We start from the raw sequence: 15021 nt of genomic DNA, 5'->3' as shown, positions 1-15021 counted from the left end.
TGGTCGTGCAGGGTCTCGGCGCTGGGTGGGCCGGGCTGGGCCGGGACTGTCGGCGGGACGGTCACCACCGCTGCTTTCGAAGCAGCATCAGTCGAAGGGGCGGCGGGGGGCGCCGATGCGGCCGATTCGGGGTTGGTCACATTGCCTGCCGACGTCGAGGAACGGAATCACATCCTCCGCCAGGCCGGCGGTCCTTGTCGACCCCGGCCTGGTTGCGGCGTGGGAGCACCTAGCCCAGCGTCGTCAGCTCCGCCGTCAGGACGTTGGACAGGAGGGCACCGTCGAGGCGGACCTGGCGCAGATACCACCGCTGCAGCGGGGTCCTGTTCTGGCTGAACTGCCAGCCGCCGCGCGGGCTGTCGATCTGTCCCAGCTTGCCGATCGCGGCGTTGAGGGAGAACGAGTCCAGCGACGGCCGGCTCGCGTCGCCGATCGCCTTGTCGAGCACGGCGGCGGCGTCGTAGGAGGCCATCGCGTAGGTCGACGGGATCGAGCCGTAGGCCTTCTGGTAGTCGGCGATGAAGCGGCGGTTGGCCGCGTTGTCGAGGTCGGGCGAGTAGTTCATCGCGGTGTAGATGCCCTGCGCGTCGTTGCCCTGCTGCTTGAGGACATAGCCCTCGGTGAGGCTGCCGGGCGCGATGAGCTTGAAGCCGGCGGGGAACTTCGCGGCCTTGAACTGCTTGACGAAGTCGACCGCGGACGTGCCCGCGTAGAAGGCGAACATCGCCGTCGCGCCGGACTGCTTGACCTGCTGGAGGACCTGGGAGTAGTCCTTCTGCTGGAACTGCGTGAAGCGGATGCCGTTGCCGTTGACGTCGCCCTGGGCCGACTTGAAGGCCTCGAGGAACGCGTTGACCTCGTCGTCGTCGCCCGGGTAGTCGGCGGCGACGATGGCGAGCGAGCCGCCCGCGTTGTCGGCGGCCCACTTGCCCAGCGCCTGGCCGGGCTCATTGGCGACGAAGGACGTGCGCCAGATGTACTTGGCGCTCTGCAGCGCGACCGGCGACGCGTTGGACCCGACCAGCGGCACGGCTGCGGCCTCGATGGTGTCCTTGATCGCCAGCATCGTCGCGGCGGACGCCACGCCGGTCAGCGCGAGGACGCGGTCCTCCTTGGTCAGCTTCTCCGCGGCGGCCTTGCCGATGTCGGGCGTCTCGCCCTCGTCGACCTTGAGCAGCTGGACCTCGCGGTTGCCGAGCTTGTTGTCGTGCGTCTTGAGATACAGCTGGAAGCCGTTGTCCATCTCGTTGCCGAGGTCCTTGCGGCTCCCGGTCAGCGGCACGATCATGCCGATCTTGACCGGCGGCCCGGTCGGCAGCGAGACGTTGGTGTTGGAGCTGCTGCCACTGCTGCATGCGGAGAGTAACGGTGCGGCCGTGCCTGCAACGCCCGCGGCCGCGAAGAGTCGGAGCGCCTGGCGGCGGTTCAGGTGGGACACGTACTTTTCCTCCCCAGCACCCTGCGGCGGCGAGAAAACCTCGACACCCACGCTGCGTTCTACCGCCAACGCGGCAGACAGTCAATCGTCGGTGTCGGCCTCAGCCTGCGACTCACCGAGAGTCACCGTGCCGAACGCGGCGAGGACGGCGGGCCAGGCGGCCGACAGCGGATCGATCACAGCGAAGTGTTCCACACCTTCCAACTCCACCAGCGTGGTGTCGTCCCCGGCCCGGCGGGCCATGCGGCAGAACGCCCTGGACAGCTCGACGGGCACGATCGGGTCGTCGCTGCCGTGCACCACGACGGTGCGGACCTTCGACGGAAGGTTGCGCATCGGATCCGCCGCCGTGTACGCCTCGGGCACCTGGTCGGGCGGGCCGCCGAGCAGGTCGGCGACGGCACCGTCGTCGAGGTCGAGCTCGTGTGCGCGGGCCAGGTCGGCGACCGGGGCGAGGGCGACGACCCCGCCGACGGCGTCGGGGGCGACCGCGGCGTACCAGAGGGCGAGATGCCCACCGGCGGAGTGCCCGGCGAGGATCGGCCGGTCGATCGCGACGGGCCGCAGCCCGCGGTGCGCGATCTCCTTGGCGAGCAGGTCGGGCACCGCGACGGCGGCGGACGCCACGTCGGAGAACGTGCCGGGCCAGCCGCCGCCGGGCTGGCCGGTGCGGCGGAACTCGACCGTCGCGACGGCATAGCCCCGCTCGGCGAGGTCCGCGGCGAGCGGGGCGGTGTGCGCGCGGTCCCACTCGCTGCGCCAGAACCCACCGTGGATGAAGAGCACCAGTGGCGCGTCGGGCACGGCCGCGAGCCGGACGTCGGCCAGCTGGTCGGGGTGCTCGCCATACCGCAGCGTGAAGTCCGCGGGTCGGGCGGGTCGGCTGAGCACCTCGCGGGGATCACTCGTCACGGGGCGACGTTAGCGCGTCACGAAGCGTGGCAACAGGGCCCCTTTGTGGTAGGCCGGACGACGGGTAGGCAAGACTAGGAACCATGGCAGATGAGGCGCAGGACGAGTCGCGCACCGTGCTGGTGGTCGGACCCGACGGACGTCCGCTCGGCACCATGTCCAGTGACGAGGAGGGTGCGGAGGACCCGAGCAAGCTGATCGAGCAACCCGCCAAGGTCATGCGCATCGGCAGCATGATCAAGCAGCTGCTCGAGGAGGTTCGCGCCGCCCCGCTCGACGAGGCGGGGCGCAGCCGGCTCAAGGAGATCCACCGCCGCTCGATCCTGGAGCTGGAGGACGGTCTCGCCCCCGAGCTGCGCGACGAGCTGGAGCGGCTGTCCCTGCCGTTCGACGACGGCTCGACGCCGAGCGAGGCCGAGCTGCGCATCGCCCAGGCACAGCTGGTCGGGTGGCTCGAGGGCCTGTTCCACGGCATCCAGGCGGCGCTGGTCGCCCAGCAGATGGCCGCCCGCGTCCAGCTCGAGCAGATGCGCGGTCGCCCGGCGCTGACCGGCGGTCCCGGCGGCGCTCCCGGCCAGGGCCCCCAGCCGACGCCCACGGGCACCGGTCAATACCTGTAGCGCGGCGAAACAGGCGGCCACCCCGTCGTCCCGGCCTGTGCATCAAGGGCCGGGACGACGGGGTGGCCGCCCGTCGTCATGACGCGACGGAACAAAGGCACAACGGAACAAAGGCGCAACGGAACAAAGGCGCAACGGAGCAAGGACGCGATAGAACAAGGGCGCGACGGTCAGTGGCGGTAGAGGGTCTCCAGGTAGGCGGCGACCCCGTCGTCCTCGTTGGTCGCCGGGGTGACGTCGTGCGCGGCGGCCAGGACCGCCGGGTGGCCGTTCGCCATGGCGACACCGCGTCCCGCCCAGGTGAGCATGGCCAGGTCGTTGGGCATGTCACCGAACGCGACCACCTCCGGCGCGGTGACGGCGTGCTCGCGGGCGACCCTGGCGAGCGCCGTCGCCTTGGTGACGCCGACGGCGGAGACCTCCACCATGCCGCTGGAGGAGGAGTTCGTCGCCTCGGCCAGTCCGTCGAGGCACTTGCCGACCACGGCGGTGAACTCGTCGGACTGCTGGACCCCGGCCCTGACCAGGAGCTTCGCGGCGGGGCGGGTCAGCAGTTCCGCATACGACACGGGACCGACGGACCCGTGGTTGACCTCCCACGGCCCGACGGGGAACGCCTCCTCGTGCCGCATCTGCCGGCCACCGTCGCGTTCGACCGCGAAGACCACGCCGGGCACCGCGGCGCGGAGGCGCTCGCAGGCCTCGGCGAGCGCGGCCGGCTCGATCGGGGTGCTGTGGACGATCGTGTCGGTCCGCGGGTCGTAGGTCGCCGCCCCGTTCGCGCAGATGGCGATCGGTCGGACGGTCAGCTGCTCGTACACCGGATGCAGCCAGCGGATCGGCCGGCCGGTGACCAGCACGATCACGACCCCCGCGGCGTCGAGGCGCCGGAGCACCTCGACCGTGCGGGAGCTGACCGCGCGGTCCCGGCCGACGAGCGTGCCGTCGAGGTCCGTGGCCACCAGTCGCGGGGTCTGCGTCACAGCTTCAACATAGCTTCGAGGTAGGTCGCGACCCCGTCCTCGTCGTTGGTGAGCGTCGTCTCGTCGGCGAGGGCCTTCAGCGCGGGGTGGGCGTTGGCGACGGCGACCCTGCCGAAGCCGGCCCAGCGGAACATCGGCACGTCGTTGGGCATGTCGCCGAAGACGAGGACGTCACCGGGGTCGACGCCGAGCGCCGTGGCGACGAAGCGCAGGCCGGTGGCCTTGTCGACGCCGGGCGGGCAGATCTCGATGTAACCGAGGCCGGCCTGGGTGATCGTGGCCATGCTCGCCGGGATGACCCGCTCCGCGACGGCGAGGACCTCGTCGACGTCGCAGGTGGGGTGCCGGGCGAAGCCCTTGAGGACGGGGCCGGTGAGGCACTCGGCGCGCACCCGTGCCTCGACGACGTCGGGGTAGCGCCAGTGCGGATCGGCGTCGCCCCACAGCGGCGCCTCGTGGTGGTCGCCCGCCTCGATCAGCACCGAAAGGGTGCCGAGCTCCTGCTCGAGGCGGGCGAGGACGTCGGCGAGGGCGTCGCCGGCGAGGCGCTCGTCGCGCAGCAGGACGGGATGGTCGGTGTCCCGGATGTCGAGGACCCGGCTGCCGCCGCCCATGACGAGGAAGTCGGCGGCGGGGATGTCGTATCGGATGAGCTCGGTCAGCCGCGGGCCGCGGCCGGTGGCGCCCACGACGTGGATGCCGGCGGCCTTGACCCGCTCGAGGACGTCACGGGTGTAGGCGCTCACGGTGTCGTCACTGCGCACGAGCGTGCCGTCGAGGTCGGTCGCGATGAGTTTGGGCAAACTCCGCATTCGGTGCTCCTTCCGCGTCAGCGGGGGAGCAACCGTACCTCCGCCGCCCACCGAGGTCACACCATGCGAGTAAATCTCAACCGAACGTACGACGTCCTGATGAGGACTTCACTGCAGCGGGGTGACGGTGAGCTCCAGCGGCTCGGTGCCGTCGTGGGGCTCGTCCTTCGCCGCCCGCCGGGCGGGCAGCAGCAGCCCGCGCCCGCCGACGATCGCGCCGGCCGCCAGCATCGCGGTCGCCGCCACGGCGAGCGGATAGCCGGCACCGATGCGCACGGCCTCCTCCGCCAGCGTGTACGCGCCGTACGGACCACCCCCGAGGTGCTCGAGCACCCGCTGGAAGCCGATCAGGACCAGGGCGTTGCCGGCGAGCAGCGCCACGGCGGCGGCGCTCGCGGCCCGGCGGACCGCGCCCTGGGTCACCACGAGCACGCCGATGCCGACCAGGGCGAGCGCGAGCGTGCTGAGGTAGACCACGACGTGGCCGTTGTTGAGGCTGGCCAGATCGATGTCGACGCTGGAGGGCAGGCCACGGCTCTCGCCGGAGAGCTGATTGCTTTCCGCGGCGGCCGCCACGTCGATGGAGGCCCACGGCAGATACTGCGCGGCCGCGGCGAGCCCGAACCCGATGACGAACAGGGCGACCGCCACCGGGCCGGGACCACGCTCCTGCGCCACAGGAGCATCAACAGGCTCAGTCATGTTGCGCAGGGTAGCTCAGGAAACGATCCGCAGGTTGAACCGCAGATCGCCCTTGGCGCCCCACACCGCGAGCCACAGCGGCAGGTACTGCTCCATCGCGTGCGCCTTGTCGATCCCGCCGAGGTCCAGCAGGTCGCCCTCGGGCCAGCCGAACTTCGCCAGCACCCCCTTGACCAGTGCTTTCGCGTCCGCGTCGTCGCCGGCGACGAACATGGTGTGCGGCTGGGACAGCAGGTCGGGGCGGACCATGACGTCGGCGTTGACGGTATTGAGGGTCTTGACGACCTTCAGCGCCGGGAACGCCGCCTGGAGCCCGGCGGCGACCGGTCGCGCGGCGGCGGACGTCAGGTCGTTGGAGATGTCGGCGAGGACCTTGCCGGTGAGGTCACCGGCGGCGCGCAGCACGTCGAGCGACGCGTTGCCCGGCGTGGCGTTGAAGAGCAGTGAGCCGTGCGCGGCCGCGTCGGCGAAGGTGCCGGCCCGGCCGCCGGTCCGCTCGGCCCAGGCGACGGCCTTCGGGTTGGCGGCGTCCCGGGAGCCCATGACGACGTCGTACCCCACCTCGACCAGCCTGGTCGCGATCGCGTCGCCGACCATGCCGGTGCCGAGGACCCCCACATTGAGATCAGTCATGCTCGGCGGCAACACCCGCGGGGGCGGAAACATGCCTCGCCGCGCCGGCTTTTGCACGGCCGATCGCGATCAGGCCGCACGCGAAGCCGAGCAGCGGCATCGCCACCAGGGCCAGCCAGCTGCCCGCCGAAGTGCCGACCTCCGTGATCCGGCCGGGCCCGGCGAGCCGGCCGTCGAACGTAGTGATAAGACTCACTGCGACCGATGCGGTCACCAGCGACAGGATCGGGCCGGCGAGGCCCGCGAACTTGCGTCCCTGGTCGGCGCCCAGCACCGCCGCGCCGAGCACCGCGATCAGGATGAGCAGCAGGATCACGTACCAGAGCCCCATCTTGATGTTGAGGACGGTGATGCTGTCGAGGCGCTGCTGGGCTCTGCGCCCGGACCCGGTCACCACCAGCTGCTGCACCCACGGCACGAAGATCGAGGCAATGCCGGTGAGCAGGCCGATCACGGCCAGCAGGCCGCCGATCCGCACCAGTTTGCGTTGCATCAACGTGATCCCTCCCAAGAACTGCCGAGCTCGTCCCTGTGAGCACACGCAATGGGCTAGCGTCTGGTTCATGCCTACTCGCACTTCATCCGCCCGCTGGGAGGGCGACCTCAAGTCCGGCAGCGGCACCGTCTCGACCGGCTCGGGTTCCTTCCAGGGTTCCTACTCCTTCCCTTCGCGCTTCGAGAGCGGCGAGGGGACCAACCCCGAGGAGCTGGTGGCTGCGGCGCACGCGGCCTGCTACTCGATGGCGTTCTCCAACGGCCTGGCCAAGGCCGGCTTCACGCCCACGTCGGTGGAGACCTCCGCCGCCGTGCAGTTCGGCCCGGTCGACGGCGGCTTCGCCATCACCCGGATCGACCTGACCACCCGTGGCGACGTCCCCGGCATCGAAGCGGCCGAGTTCGACAAGATCGCCGCCGAGGCCAAGGCCGGCTGCCCGATCTCCAAGGCGCTCGCCGCCGTCGAGATCACACTCGACGCGAAGCTCGTCTGAGTCTCGTTTCGCCGCGCCGTTCCGACGCGCCGTCGATCTCAATCTCTTGAGAGGGTCCCCCGTTCTGGGGGACCCTCTTTGGCATGCCGGTGACAATGAGCAAGGAGCGCTTCGAGGAGCTCGTGGGCGACGCCCTCGACGAGGTCCCGGAGGAGCTGCTCGACCTCATGGACAACGTGGTGATCCTGGTCGTCGACGACCCGCCGCCCGGCGAGGCCGACCTGCTCGGGCTGTATGAGGGGTTCTCGCTGACGGAGCGCGGCTGGGACTACTCCGGCGTGCTGCCGGACCGGATCTCGATTTACCGCAACCCGATCCTCGCGATCTGTGACGATGAGGACGACGTCGTCGACGAGGTCGCGATCACCGTCGTGCATGAGATCGCCCACCACTTCGGGATCGACGACCAGCGCCTGCACGCGCTCGGCTGGGGCTAGGGGGTTTCCTGATGCGTAGTGCGCTGTTCGCCCAGGAGAACATGGAGAAGGAGTCGCAGCAGCCCGGTCTGCGGCTGCAGAACTCGAAGATGCTCAAGGCCGAGCTCAACGGCGAGATCATGGCCCGGACCGGCACGATGGTCGCCTACCAAGGACAGGTGGTGTTCCAGGCGCTCGGCTCCGGCGGGGTCGGCAAGTGGCTCAAGTCGAAGCTGACCGGCGAGGGTGTCCCGCTGATGAAGGTCTCCGGCCGGGGCGACGTGTTCTTCGCCGACCGCTCCTCCGACGTGCACCTCATCGATCTGGAGCAGGGCGACGCGATCTCCATCAACGGCGCGAACGTGCTCGCGTTCGACTCGTCGCTGCAGTACGACGTGAAAATGGTCCAAGGGGTCGGCGTGATGTCGTCGGCGGGCCTCTTCAACTGCGTGTTCACGGGTCAGGGCCGGCTCGCGATCACGACGAAGGGCACCCCCGTGGTGCTGACCGTCGACGCCCCGACGTATGTGGACCCGCAGGCGGCGATCTGCTGGTCGGCGGGCCTGCAGACCGGCTACCACCGCGCCGACCAGCTCGGCATCGGCACGCTGCTGGGCCGCGGCACCGGTGAGGCTTTCACGATGAGCTTCGCCGGGCAGGGCTTCGTGGTCGTCCAGCCGTCGGAGGAGCCGCCGCAGGGTCTCGCCGGTGGCCAGGGACAACAGCAGCAGGGCGGGGTCCTGGGCAACCTTCTGGGCGGTTGAGTCGCGCTTTGATAACGGGTCCTCCGTGCGACCTTGGAGGACCCGTTACGCTGCGCAGCGTGCGCGGTGACATCTTCAAGGCCGAGAACATGGCCCAGCCCCCAACCCAGGCAGGCATGAGCCTGCAGCACTCCAAGTGCGTCAAGTACGCCGTGAACGGTGAGATGATGGCCCGCCAGGGCGCCATGATCGCCTTCCGCGGCAACGTCCAGTTCGAGGTGAAGAGCCAGGGCGTCGGAAACTTCCTCAAGCGCGCGGTGACCGGTGAGGGCCTGTCCCTCATGGCCGTGCGCGGTCAGGGCGAGGTGTGGTTCGCCGACGCCGCATCCGACTGCCACATCCTGGAGATCGAGCCGAACGACGCGTTGTCGATCAACGGCAAGAACGTCCTCTGCTTCGACCCCTCGTTGCGGTACGACATCCAGATGGTGAAGGGCGCCGGCATGTTCGGCGGCGGCCTCTTCAACAGCGTCTTCACGGGTCAGGGCAGGCTCGCGATCATCACCGAGGGCGCCCCGATCATCATCCCGGTGTCCCCGCAGGCGCCGGTCCTGGTCGACACCGACGCGGTCGTCGGGTGGTCGAGCAGCCTGCAGACCAGCATCCAGAAGAACCAGAGCCTCAAGTCGATGCTGCGCGGCGGCTCGGGTGAGCTCTTCCAGCTGGTGCTGCAGGGGCAGGGTTTCGTCATCATCCAGCCCAGCGAGGGCAAGCCCGCCGCGGCGCAGTCCAGCAGCGGCGGCCTCCTCGGCAGCCTCGGCGGCTGACCGCCATCCACGGTCGGAGGGTGGGCCCCGCCCATCCTCCGACCTCAAGCCCGCTCAACTTGAGCAGGCTCAGGATCCGGCGCCGTTTCGCAGACTGGCCAGCCATCCCGCGGCATCGGTGAAGTCCTGATCCGAGAGGCCGGGGGCCCGCCGCGGCGGCGGGTCGGTGTGTGAGGCCCGCGGATAGGACCCGAGGAACCGCACGTCGGCGCAGATGCGGCGCAGCCCCTGCAACGCCTCCCCCATCGGCGGCTCGGCGACGTGACCAGCGCAGTCCAGGAAGAACACGTAACGGCCGAGGCGCTCGCCGGTCGGCCGGGACTCGATCCTGGTCAGGTTGATCCCGCGGACCGACAGCTCGGTCAGCACGGCCAGCAGCGCGCCGACCCGGTCGTGGGAGATGTAGACCGCGAGCGTGGTGAGGTCGTCGCCGGTCGGCGGCGGCGGCGGGCCGGGCCGCGACACCAGCGCGAAGCGGGTCATCGCCTCGGCGTTGTCGGCGATGTCCTTCGCCAGGACGTGCAGCTTGTAGCGGGTCGCGCCGATCGCGGCGCAGATCGCGGCGTCGAACTCGCCGGCGCCGGCGCCGATCGCGGCGGTCGCGTTGGACAGCACGTCGACGACGGTCGCCTGCGGCACATGGTCGCGCAGCCACTTGCGGCACTGCGCGCCGGCCTGCGGGTGGGCGGCGACCGACCGGACCGAGTCCAGCGGCCGGTCCCGCGCGGCGGCGAGGACGAACTGGACCGGCAGCACCACCTCGCGGGTGATGATCAGCGGCTCGCCGTTGGCCAGCTCGTCGAGCGTGACGCCGACCTGCCCGCCGATCGAGTTCTCCAGCGGGACGAGCGCGGCGTCGGCGTCACCGGCGCGCAGCGCGTCGAGGGCCTCCGGGACGCTGCGGGCCGGGGTCAGCACCCCGCGGTCGGCGGCCGGGACGGTCTTGAGCGCCTGCTCCGAGAACGTGCCCTCCGGCCCCAGGTAGACAAACCGCGTCGGCGGCACACCAGGCATGTGCCAAGCCTAGACGCCCGGCCCGGTGACCCCAGGCCCGGTGGCCGCAGCAGCCACTCAGCAGTCGGCGGTCCTGAGCAGCGCCAGCGGCGCGGTCGCCTTGACCTCGACGCTGCACGGGTCGGTGCCGGCGGTGACGATCGTCAGCGAGGCCGGTGCGCCCTTCGACATGATCTGCAGAGGCTCACTGTTGGTCACGGTGAGGATGGTGTACTGCCAGACCCCCGCACACAGCGGCCCGGTCTTCACGGTGAGGCCGGAGCCGGTGGGCAGGCCGGGTCGGGCCTTCCGGACCGCCGCGATGACCTGCTCGCCGGTCGGGCGGCCGTTGCACTGCGACACGTACGCGTCGGAGAACGGCAGCGTGCTCGGGCTCCGGCTGGCGCTCGGCGCGGCGGTGGTGCGGGCCGGCGGCACGTTGGGCGTGCCGACCGGCGTCGGGCTCAGGGTCCGCGCCGGCAGGGGCGACACCGTCGGCAGCAGCGGCCCTTCGTCGTCGTGCGAGCGGGTGCAGCCGGACAGCAGGCATCCAAGGCTGACGATCGCGAGCACAGCGGCCGCAGTGCGCATGCAGGACATCGTAGGACGCCAGTCCCCGAAGGTTCATACGGTGTCGGAGGCGGTGACCCGATGTCCGGCGGCGTTGAGGGCGGCCAGGGCCTCACCGAGCCGGACGGCCGGCACGAGGACGTAGTCGGTGTCGAAGGTGGAGAACGCGAAGATGTTGACCCGGGCGTCGGCGAGCGGGGTCACGATCGAGGCGAGGATGCCGGTGAGGGCGAGCTGGACCGGCCCGGCGACACGCAGGCAGCGCCACGGCGTCTCGACCGCGGCGCCGGCGGGCACCCGGTCGGCGGGGCACAGGATGGAGACCTCTTCGGGCGTCCACGTCACCGAGATGACGTCGGGGCCCGTCGCGGCGGCCTCGATGAGGCTCGCCGGGAGGGGCGATCCGGCCGGGAGCCGACCGATCGCATAGTCACCTGGCAACACCTCGAGGTCCAACATGACAACGAGCGTACGGTGCGAACGCGTTGCGTGGCGGGAGCCGTGAGCCAAGCCACGTGCGTCCCCCCGGTCGGGTGCCCCGCCGCACCGCCGCTTTCAGACCGTGCTGAAGAACGTCAATGAGCCGACGACCTGCCCGTCCTGCAGCAGCGGGGTCGCGATCGCGTCGAACGTGCGCGCCCCGGTCGCGCAGCGCACCCGCACCAGGCCGCGGGCGAGCCGCCCGGAGGACAGCGCGAGCAGCGGCGGCGTCTTGTTGATCTCGCTGGCGTCCAGCGCGCCACCGTCGCCGAAGTCGAGCAGCTGCAGGACGCCGTCGACCAGGGGACGGTCGATCGCGGACTCGGTGAGCCCGAGCAGGTCCTCGAACGACGCGGACACCGCGACGATGACCGCCTTGTCGTCGATCACCAGGCTCGGCTCCGCCGCGTCGGCGACCGTCGCCGCCCAGCGGTCGAGCGACGACTCCGTCGGCTCGGGCGGGAGGGCGAGATCCGGATCTGGCGAACGGGCAAGGTGTGGATCGGAGATGGACAGCTCGACATGCGCCACAGCGCCTCCTCAGGCACCGGTGCGACGGACGCGTCCGCGCAGCGAACTCATCATGGCATCATTGCGCGGGTTATCGGTGCACAGCGATTGCTCAATCCGGCGCTTCGTGTCGAGCGGCTCCACGCCGCAGAGGCTACTCCGCGTCACCCCGCTTGTCAGTGCCCACATGCTCCCCGTCCTTGTACCAGCGGTAGCTGTCCGCGAACGCGGCATAGGACTGCGAGGCCCACGTGGCCGGGTGCAGCGCGAGCGAGAACACCTTGTCGACGGTGTCCGCGGCGAGCCGCATCCCGCGGGCGTTCAGGACCCGGGGCAGCTCGTGATACGCGGTGACGAGGCAGCCCTTCGGCACCCCGTAGAAGCTGATCTTGCCGGTGCCGGCGAACGCCAGGATCGGCATGACCGGGATCGACACCCCGGCACTTCGGGACAGCGCCTCAGCGGCGGCCTTGGCCTCCGAGCGCGTCTCCTCGACATACTTCGGGCGCTTGCCGTCGATCTGGACGATGTCGCCGGCGAAGGAGACACGGCTGCGACCGTGGTTCTTGACCGTCACTGCGAACACGCCACCCGGGCCGACCGCGAGGAACGACCGGCGCTCGGCCAGCTCGCGCAGGTCCAGGACGTGCCACTCCTCGCCGAGGCGACCGATGAGGTTGCCCATCCTGCGATACAGACGGTTGTGCCCTGCCTCTTCCCTGCGGACTCCGCGCTCGGCGCGTCGCTCGCGCATCCAGTCAATGGGGGAAGGCCGGCCGGCATCAACAATGATGCGATCGTCAAACCCTTCGGGCTGCGAACCCGTCCCGCCGCGGTGCAGCAGTTCGGTCATCTCGCACACCTCCAAGTCGCCGCTCGGTTGCGTGTGTGTTCAAACACCGTACGTGTTCAGACGCCGAACCAGCATACTTGGACAGATGAAAGACTCGGAATGACTGGGATGAATGCCACATTCACGACGTGTCATGAATTTGCAGATAGCGCCCAACCGGTGGATAACGGGTCAGCCGTTAGGCTGAGCGGGTGCGCCGTCATCACGTGAACAGCGAGGTCGGACGGCTCGGCACGGTGCTGCTGCACCGCCCGGGCGCGGAACTGGCCCGGCTGACCCCGCGAAACAACGATTCACTGCTGTTCGACGGGATTCCGTGGGTCGGACGCGCTCAAGAAGAGCATGACACGTTCGCGCACGCCCTGAGGAGCCACGGCGTCGAGGTCCTCTACGTGTCGGAGCTGCTGGCCGAGACCCTCGCCGTGCCGGCGGCCCGCCACGAGCTCACGCAGGCCGTCCTCGACGACGTCCGGCTCGGCGACACGCTGCGCCGGCACGTCGCGGCCCACCTCGGCGACCTCGACCCGGCGACGCTCGCGGCCACGCTCGTCGCCGGCCTGTCCCGGGCCGAGCTGCGGGCCGGGGACGGTCTCGTGCACGCGCTGATGGACCACGCGGACTTCGTGATCGACCCGCTGCCGAATCTCCTCTTCACGCGCGATTCATCCGTCTGGATCGGCGGGCAGGTGGCGGTGACGAGCCTGGCGATGCACGCCCGCCGCCGGGAGACCGCACTCACGCACGCGATCTATCGGCACCATCCTCGATTTTCCGGGGTGCCGCTGGTGTACGAGCCGGGCCTGGAGCACCTGGAGGGCGGCGACGTCCTGCTGCTGGCGCCGGGCGTGATCGCGGTCGGCGTCGGGGAGCGCACCCGGCCGGCGGGCGCGGAGCGGCTCGCCAGGCGCTGTTTCGAGCGCGGCCTGGCCCACACGGTCCTGGTCGTGCCGATCGCGCAGGAGCGGGCCACGATGCACCTGGACACCGTCTGCACGATGGTCGACGTCGACGCGGTCGTGATGTACCCGAACGTCGCCAGCAGCCTGCAGGCGTGGACCGTAACGGGCAACTCGGGCGCCTTGGACGAGCTCGTCGTCACCGGGCCGGAGCCGTTCATCGTCGCGGCCGCGAAGGCGATGCGGATCGACACCCTGCGGATCATCGACACGGGCCTCGACCCGGTCACCGCCGAGCGCGAGCAGTGGGACGACGGCAACAACACCCTGGCGATCGCGCCGCGGCTCTGCGTGGCGTACGAGCGCAACGTGGAGACCAACGCCCAGCTGGAGCGGCACGGCATCGAGGTGATCCGGATCCCCGGCTCCGAGCTGGGCTCGGGCCGGGGCGGTCCGCGATGCATGTCCGCACCCGTCACGCGGGCGGCCGATTAGCCGGTGCACGCCCCGCGCCGGTCGCGGGGCGCGCTTCCGGCCGTCGGTGCGCGCCCGCGCCTGTCTCGACGTGGGCGGCCGGCGGCTCAGCGCAGGGGCTGGAGGCGGCCCAGGAGGCCCTGCTTGCTGCGGCGTTCGGCGGCGGTCAGCGGCTCCTCGACCGCCAGGGCCTCCGAGTAGCGCTTCATGAACTCGGCGACCGGCGCCTCCCACTCCTCGGCGGCCACGTCGAGCGGGAGATCCCACACCGGGGCCAGGAGGCCGTGCGCGCGGAACATGCCGGCGAACTTCGTGTGCTCGCCCAGCAGCAGCCCGCCACCGGCCGACAGCCGCGACAGCGCGTCGAGCGCCCGGTCCTCGTTGTCGCCGAGGACGAGCCGGACGTGGGACCGGTCGGTGACGCGGCACCAGTACGTCGCGGGCGCCGCCGACAGCCGGACCGTCGGGAAGATGCTCGCATTGGCCCGCTCCAGCGACGCCCGCACGTTGGGGTCGTCGGTGGCGTTGTCCTCGAGCCAGAACTCGAACCCGGTGTGGACCGTGACGTCCAGCGGCGCGTTGACGATCACGTCCTGCAGCCGCGGCCCGACACCCGGCAGCGCCGGGATGTTGACCGTCTGCCCGGTCGGCGTGTCCAGCGCGCACTGCAGGGCCACCGCAAGATCCCGGGACACGTCCCCGGACTGCACGTGCCGCTGCAGCCCGATGAACACACGGCCGTCGGGCTTGGTCATCGCGGGCCAGGCCATCGGCAGGACCGTCGCGAGGATCACCGGACGGTCGCCGTACTTCTCGGCCAGGTCCGGTGCCAGCTTCAGTGGTGCCGAGGCGGCCGGCACCAGCTCGCGCAGTGCGATCCACTCCGGCTCGTCGGCCAGCCCTTCGAACGGGCGCCCCACGTAAACGTCACGGATCTTCTGGCGCTTCTCACCCTCGGCGGCGGAACGGCCACGGGGGGTTTTCGCTCGCTTGCTCACGGCGACCCAGCCTAGGCGGTCCCGTTACGGTGCGGGCGAACACCCACCTCCTTGGGCGCGTCACTCACCCGCCTGCGCCGCACGTTTCCGACAAATCCGAAATGTCGCCCGCCCCTCGTATCCCATACAGGCACGGCGCTTGATATGCGGATAGAGGGTTGTGCGGCTCGCGGAAAACACGGTGCCGACAACGGGATGGATCGCCGGGGTC

The 15021-nt window shown here is 70.6% G+C and carries 19 protein-coding genes; 6 read left to right on the top strand and 13 right to left on the bottom strand.

Features of this window, described 5'->3' with window-relative positions; translation table 11 throughout:
• Positions 1–229: 229 nt before the first annotated feature.
• Together ABZS58_RS03770 and ABZS58_RS03765 are read right to left on the bottom strand one after the other, a co-directional pair.
• Positions 230–1438: an ABC transporter substrate-binding protein gene (locus ABZS58_RS03770; protein WP_354777226.1), complete on the bottom strand. Its 1209-nt coding sequence runs from the start codon at positions 1436–1438 to the stop codon at positions 230–232.
• Between the two features lie 81 nt (positions 1439–1519).
• Positions 1520–2350, bottom strand: a complete 831-nt coding sequence (locus tag ABZS58_RS03765) for an alpha/beta hydrolase (RefSeq protein WP_354777224.1) — start codon at positions 2348–2350, stop codon at positions 1520–1522.
• 83 nt (positions 2351–2433) lie between these two features.
• Here ABZS58_RS03765 and ABZS58_RS03760 point away from each other — a divergent pair, with 83 nt between their 5' ends.
• On the top strand, positions 2434–2970 hold the full coding sequence (locus ABZS58_RS03760; RefSeq protein ID WP_354777222.1) for a bacterial proteasome activator family protein: 537 nt from the start codon (positions 2434–2436) through the stop codon (positions 2968–2970).
• Between the two features lie 170 nt (positions 2971–3140).
• On the opposite strand, the gene ABZS58_RS03755 is transcribed toward ABZS58_RS03760, so the two are convergent.
• The 5 genes from ABZS58_RS03755 to ABZS58_RS03735 all read right to left on the bottom strand — a co-directional run bounded on the left by ABZS58_RS03755 (position 3141) and on the right by ABZS58_RS03735 (position 6665).
• The gene (locus ABZS58_RS03755; protein WP_354777220.1) at positions 3141–3953 is read right to left on the bottom strand and encodes an HAD family hydrolase; all 813 of its coding nucleotides are present in this window, start codon (positions 3951–3953) and stop codon (positions 3141–3143) included.
• A complete protein-coding gene (locus ABZS58_RS03750; RefSeq protein ID WP_354777218.1) occupies positions 3950–4765 on the bottom strand; it encodes an HAD family hydrolase in 816 nt (271 codons plus the stop codon). The genes ABZS58_RS03755 and ABZS58_RS03750 overlap by 4 nt, the downstream gene beginning before the upstream one ends.
• A gap of 108 nt (positions 4766–4873) precedes the next feature.
• Positions 4874–5467 (bottom strand): hypothetical protein, encoded by a 594-nt coding sequence (locus tag ABZS58_RS03745; RefSeq protein ID WP_354777216.1) that lies wholly within the window; start codon positions 5465–5467, stop codon positions 4874–4876.
• Positions 5468–5482: 15 nt separating this feature from the next.
• Entirely contained in the window at positions 5483–6100 is a 618-nt protein-coding gene (locus ABZS58_RS03740; protein WP_354777214.1) for an NAD(P)-binding domain-containing protein, read from the bottom strand.
• Positions 6093–6665, bottom strand: a complete 573-nt coding sequence (locus ABZS58_RS03735) for a hypothetical protein (protein ID WP_354777212.1) — start codon at positions 6663–6665, stop codon at positions 6093–6095. The genes ABZS58_RS03740 and ABZS58_RS03735 overlap by 8 nt, the downstream gene beginning before the upstream one ends.
• Between ABZS58_RS03735 and ABZS58_RS03730 the strand changes: the two genes are divergently transcribed.
• The 4 genes from ABZS58_RS03730 (at position 6664) to ABZS58_RS03715 (ending at position 9036) form a co-directional block, all read left to right on the top strand.
• Positions 6664–7089 (top strand): OsmC family protein, encoded by a 426-nt coding sequence (locus tag ABZS58_RS03730; RefSeq protein ID WP_354777210.1) that lies wholly within the window; start codon positions 6664–6666, stop codon positions 7087–7089. The two genes, ABZS58_RS03735 and ABZS58_RS03730, sit on opposite strands and share 2 nt — an antisense overlap.
• Positions 7090–7178: 89 nt before the next feature.
• Positions 7179–7526, top strand: a complete 348-nt coding sequence (locus ABZS58_RS03725; protein WP_354777434.1) for a metallopeptidase family protein — start codon at positions 7179–7181, stop codon at positions 7524–7526.
• 11 nt (positions 7527–7537) lie between these two features.
• Positions 7538–8269, top strand: coding sequence for an AIM24 family protein (locus tag ABZS58_RS03720; protein ID WP_354777208.1), 732 nt, complete (start codon positions 7538–7540; stop codon positions 8267–8269).
• Between the two features lie 59 nt (positions 8270–8328).
• Complete coding sequence (locus tag ABZS58_RS03715; RefSeq protein ID WP_354777206.1) at positions 8329–9036, top strand: AIM24 family protein; 708 nt, start codon at positions 8329–8331, stop codon at positions 9034–9036.
• A gap of 69 nt (positions 9037–9105) precedes the next feature.
• Here ABZS58_RS03715 and pheA read toward each other — a convergent pair whose 3' ends face one another.
• The 5 genes from pheA to ABZS58_RS03690 all read right to left on the bottom strand — a co-directional run bounded on the left by pheA (position 9106) and on the right by ABZS58_RS03690 (position 12343).
• Positions 9106–10050 (bottom strand): prephenate dehydratase, encoded by a 945-nt coding sequence (pheA, locus tag ABZS58_RS03710; protein WP_354777204.1) that lies wholly within the window; start codon positions 10048–10050, stop codon positions 9106–9108.
• Positions 10051–10107: 57 nt separating this feature from the next.
• Positions 10108–10620 (bottom strand): hypothetical protein, encoded by a 513-nt coding sequence (locus ABZS58_RS03705; protein WP_354777202.1) that lies wholly within the window; start codon positions 10618–10620, stop codon positions 10108–10110.
• A gap of 33 nt (positions 10621–10653) precedes the next feature.
• On the bottom strand, positions 10654–11058 hold the full coding sequence (locus ABZS58_RS03700; protein WP_354777200.1) for an ACT domain-containing protein: 405 nt from the start codon (positions 11056–11058) through the stop codon (positions 10654–10656).
• Between the two features lie 96 nt (positions 11059–11154).
• Positions 11155–11610, bottom strand: coding sequence for a hypothetical protein (locus ABZS58_RS03695; RefSeq protein WP_354777198.1), 456 nt, complete (start codon positions 11608–11610; stop codon positions 11155–11157).
• Between the two features lie 133 nt (positions 11611–11743).
• Positions 11744–12343: a nuclease-related domain-containing protein gene (locus tag ABZS58_RS03690; protein ID WP_354777196.1), complete on the bottom strand. Its 600-nt coding sequence runs from the start codon at positions 12341–12343 to the stop codon at positions 11744–11746.
• 305 nt (positions 12344–12648) lie between these two features.
• Between ABZS58_RS03690 and ABZS58_RS03685 the strand changes: the two genes are divergently transcribed.
• Positions 12649–13833, top strand: coding sequence for an arginine deiminase (locus tag ABZS58_RS03685; protein WP_354777432.1), 1185 nt, complete (start codon positions 12649–12651; stop codon positions 13831–13833).
• Between the two features lie 86 nt (positions 13834–13919).
• Here the strand turns inward: ABZS58_RS03685 and ABZS58_RS03680 are convergent, their stop codons facing one another.
• A complete protein-coding gene (locus ABZS58_RS03680) occupies positions 13920–14810 on the bottom strand; it encodes a DUF5926 family protein (protein WP_354777194.1) in 891 nt (296 codons plus the stop codon).
• Between the last annotated feature and the right edge of the window lie 211 nt (positions 14811–15021).

The organism is Dactylosporangium sp. NPDC005555, from assembly GCF_040605635.1.
Lineage (GTDB): Bacteria > Actinomycetota > Actinomycetes > Mycobacteriales > Micromonosporaceae > Dactylosporangium.
This window is presented reverse-complemented; position numbering and strand designations above follow the sequence as displayed.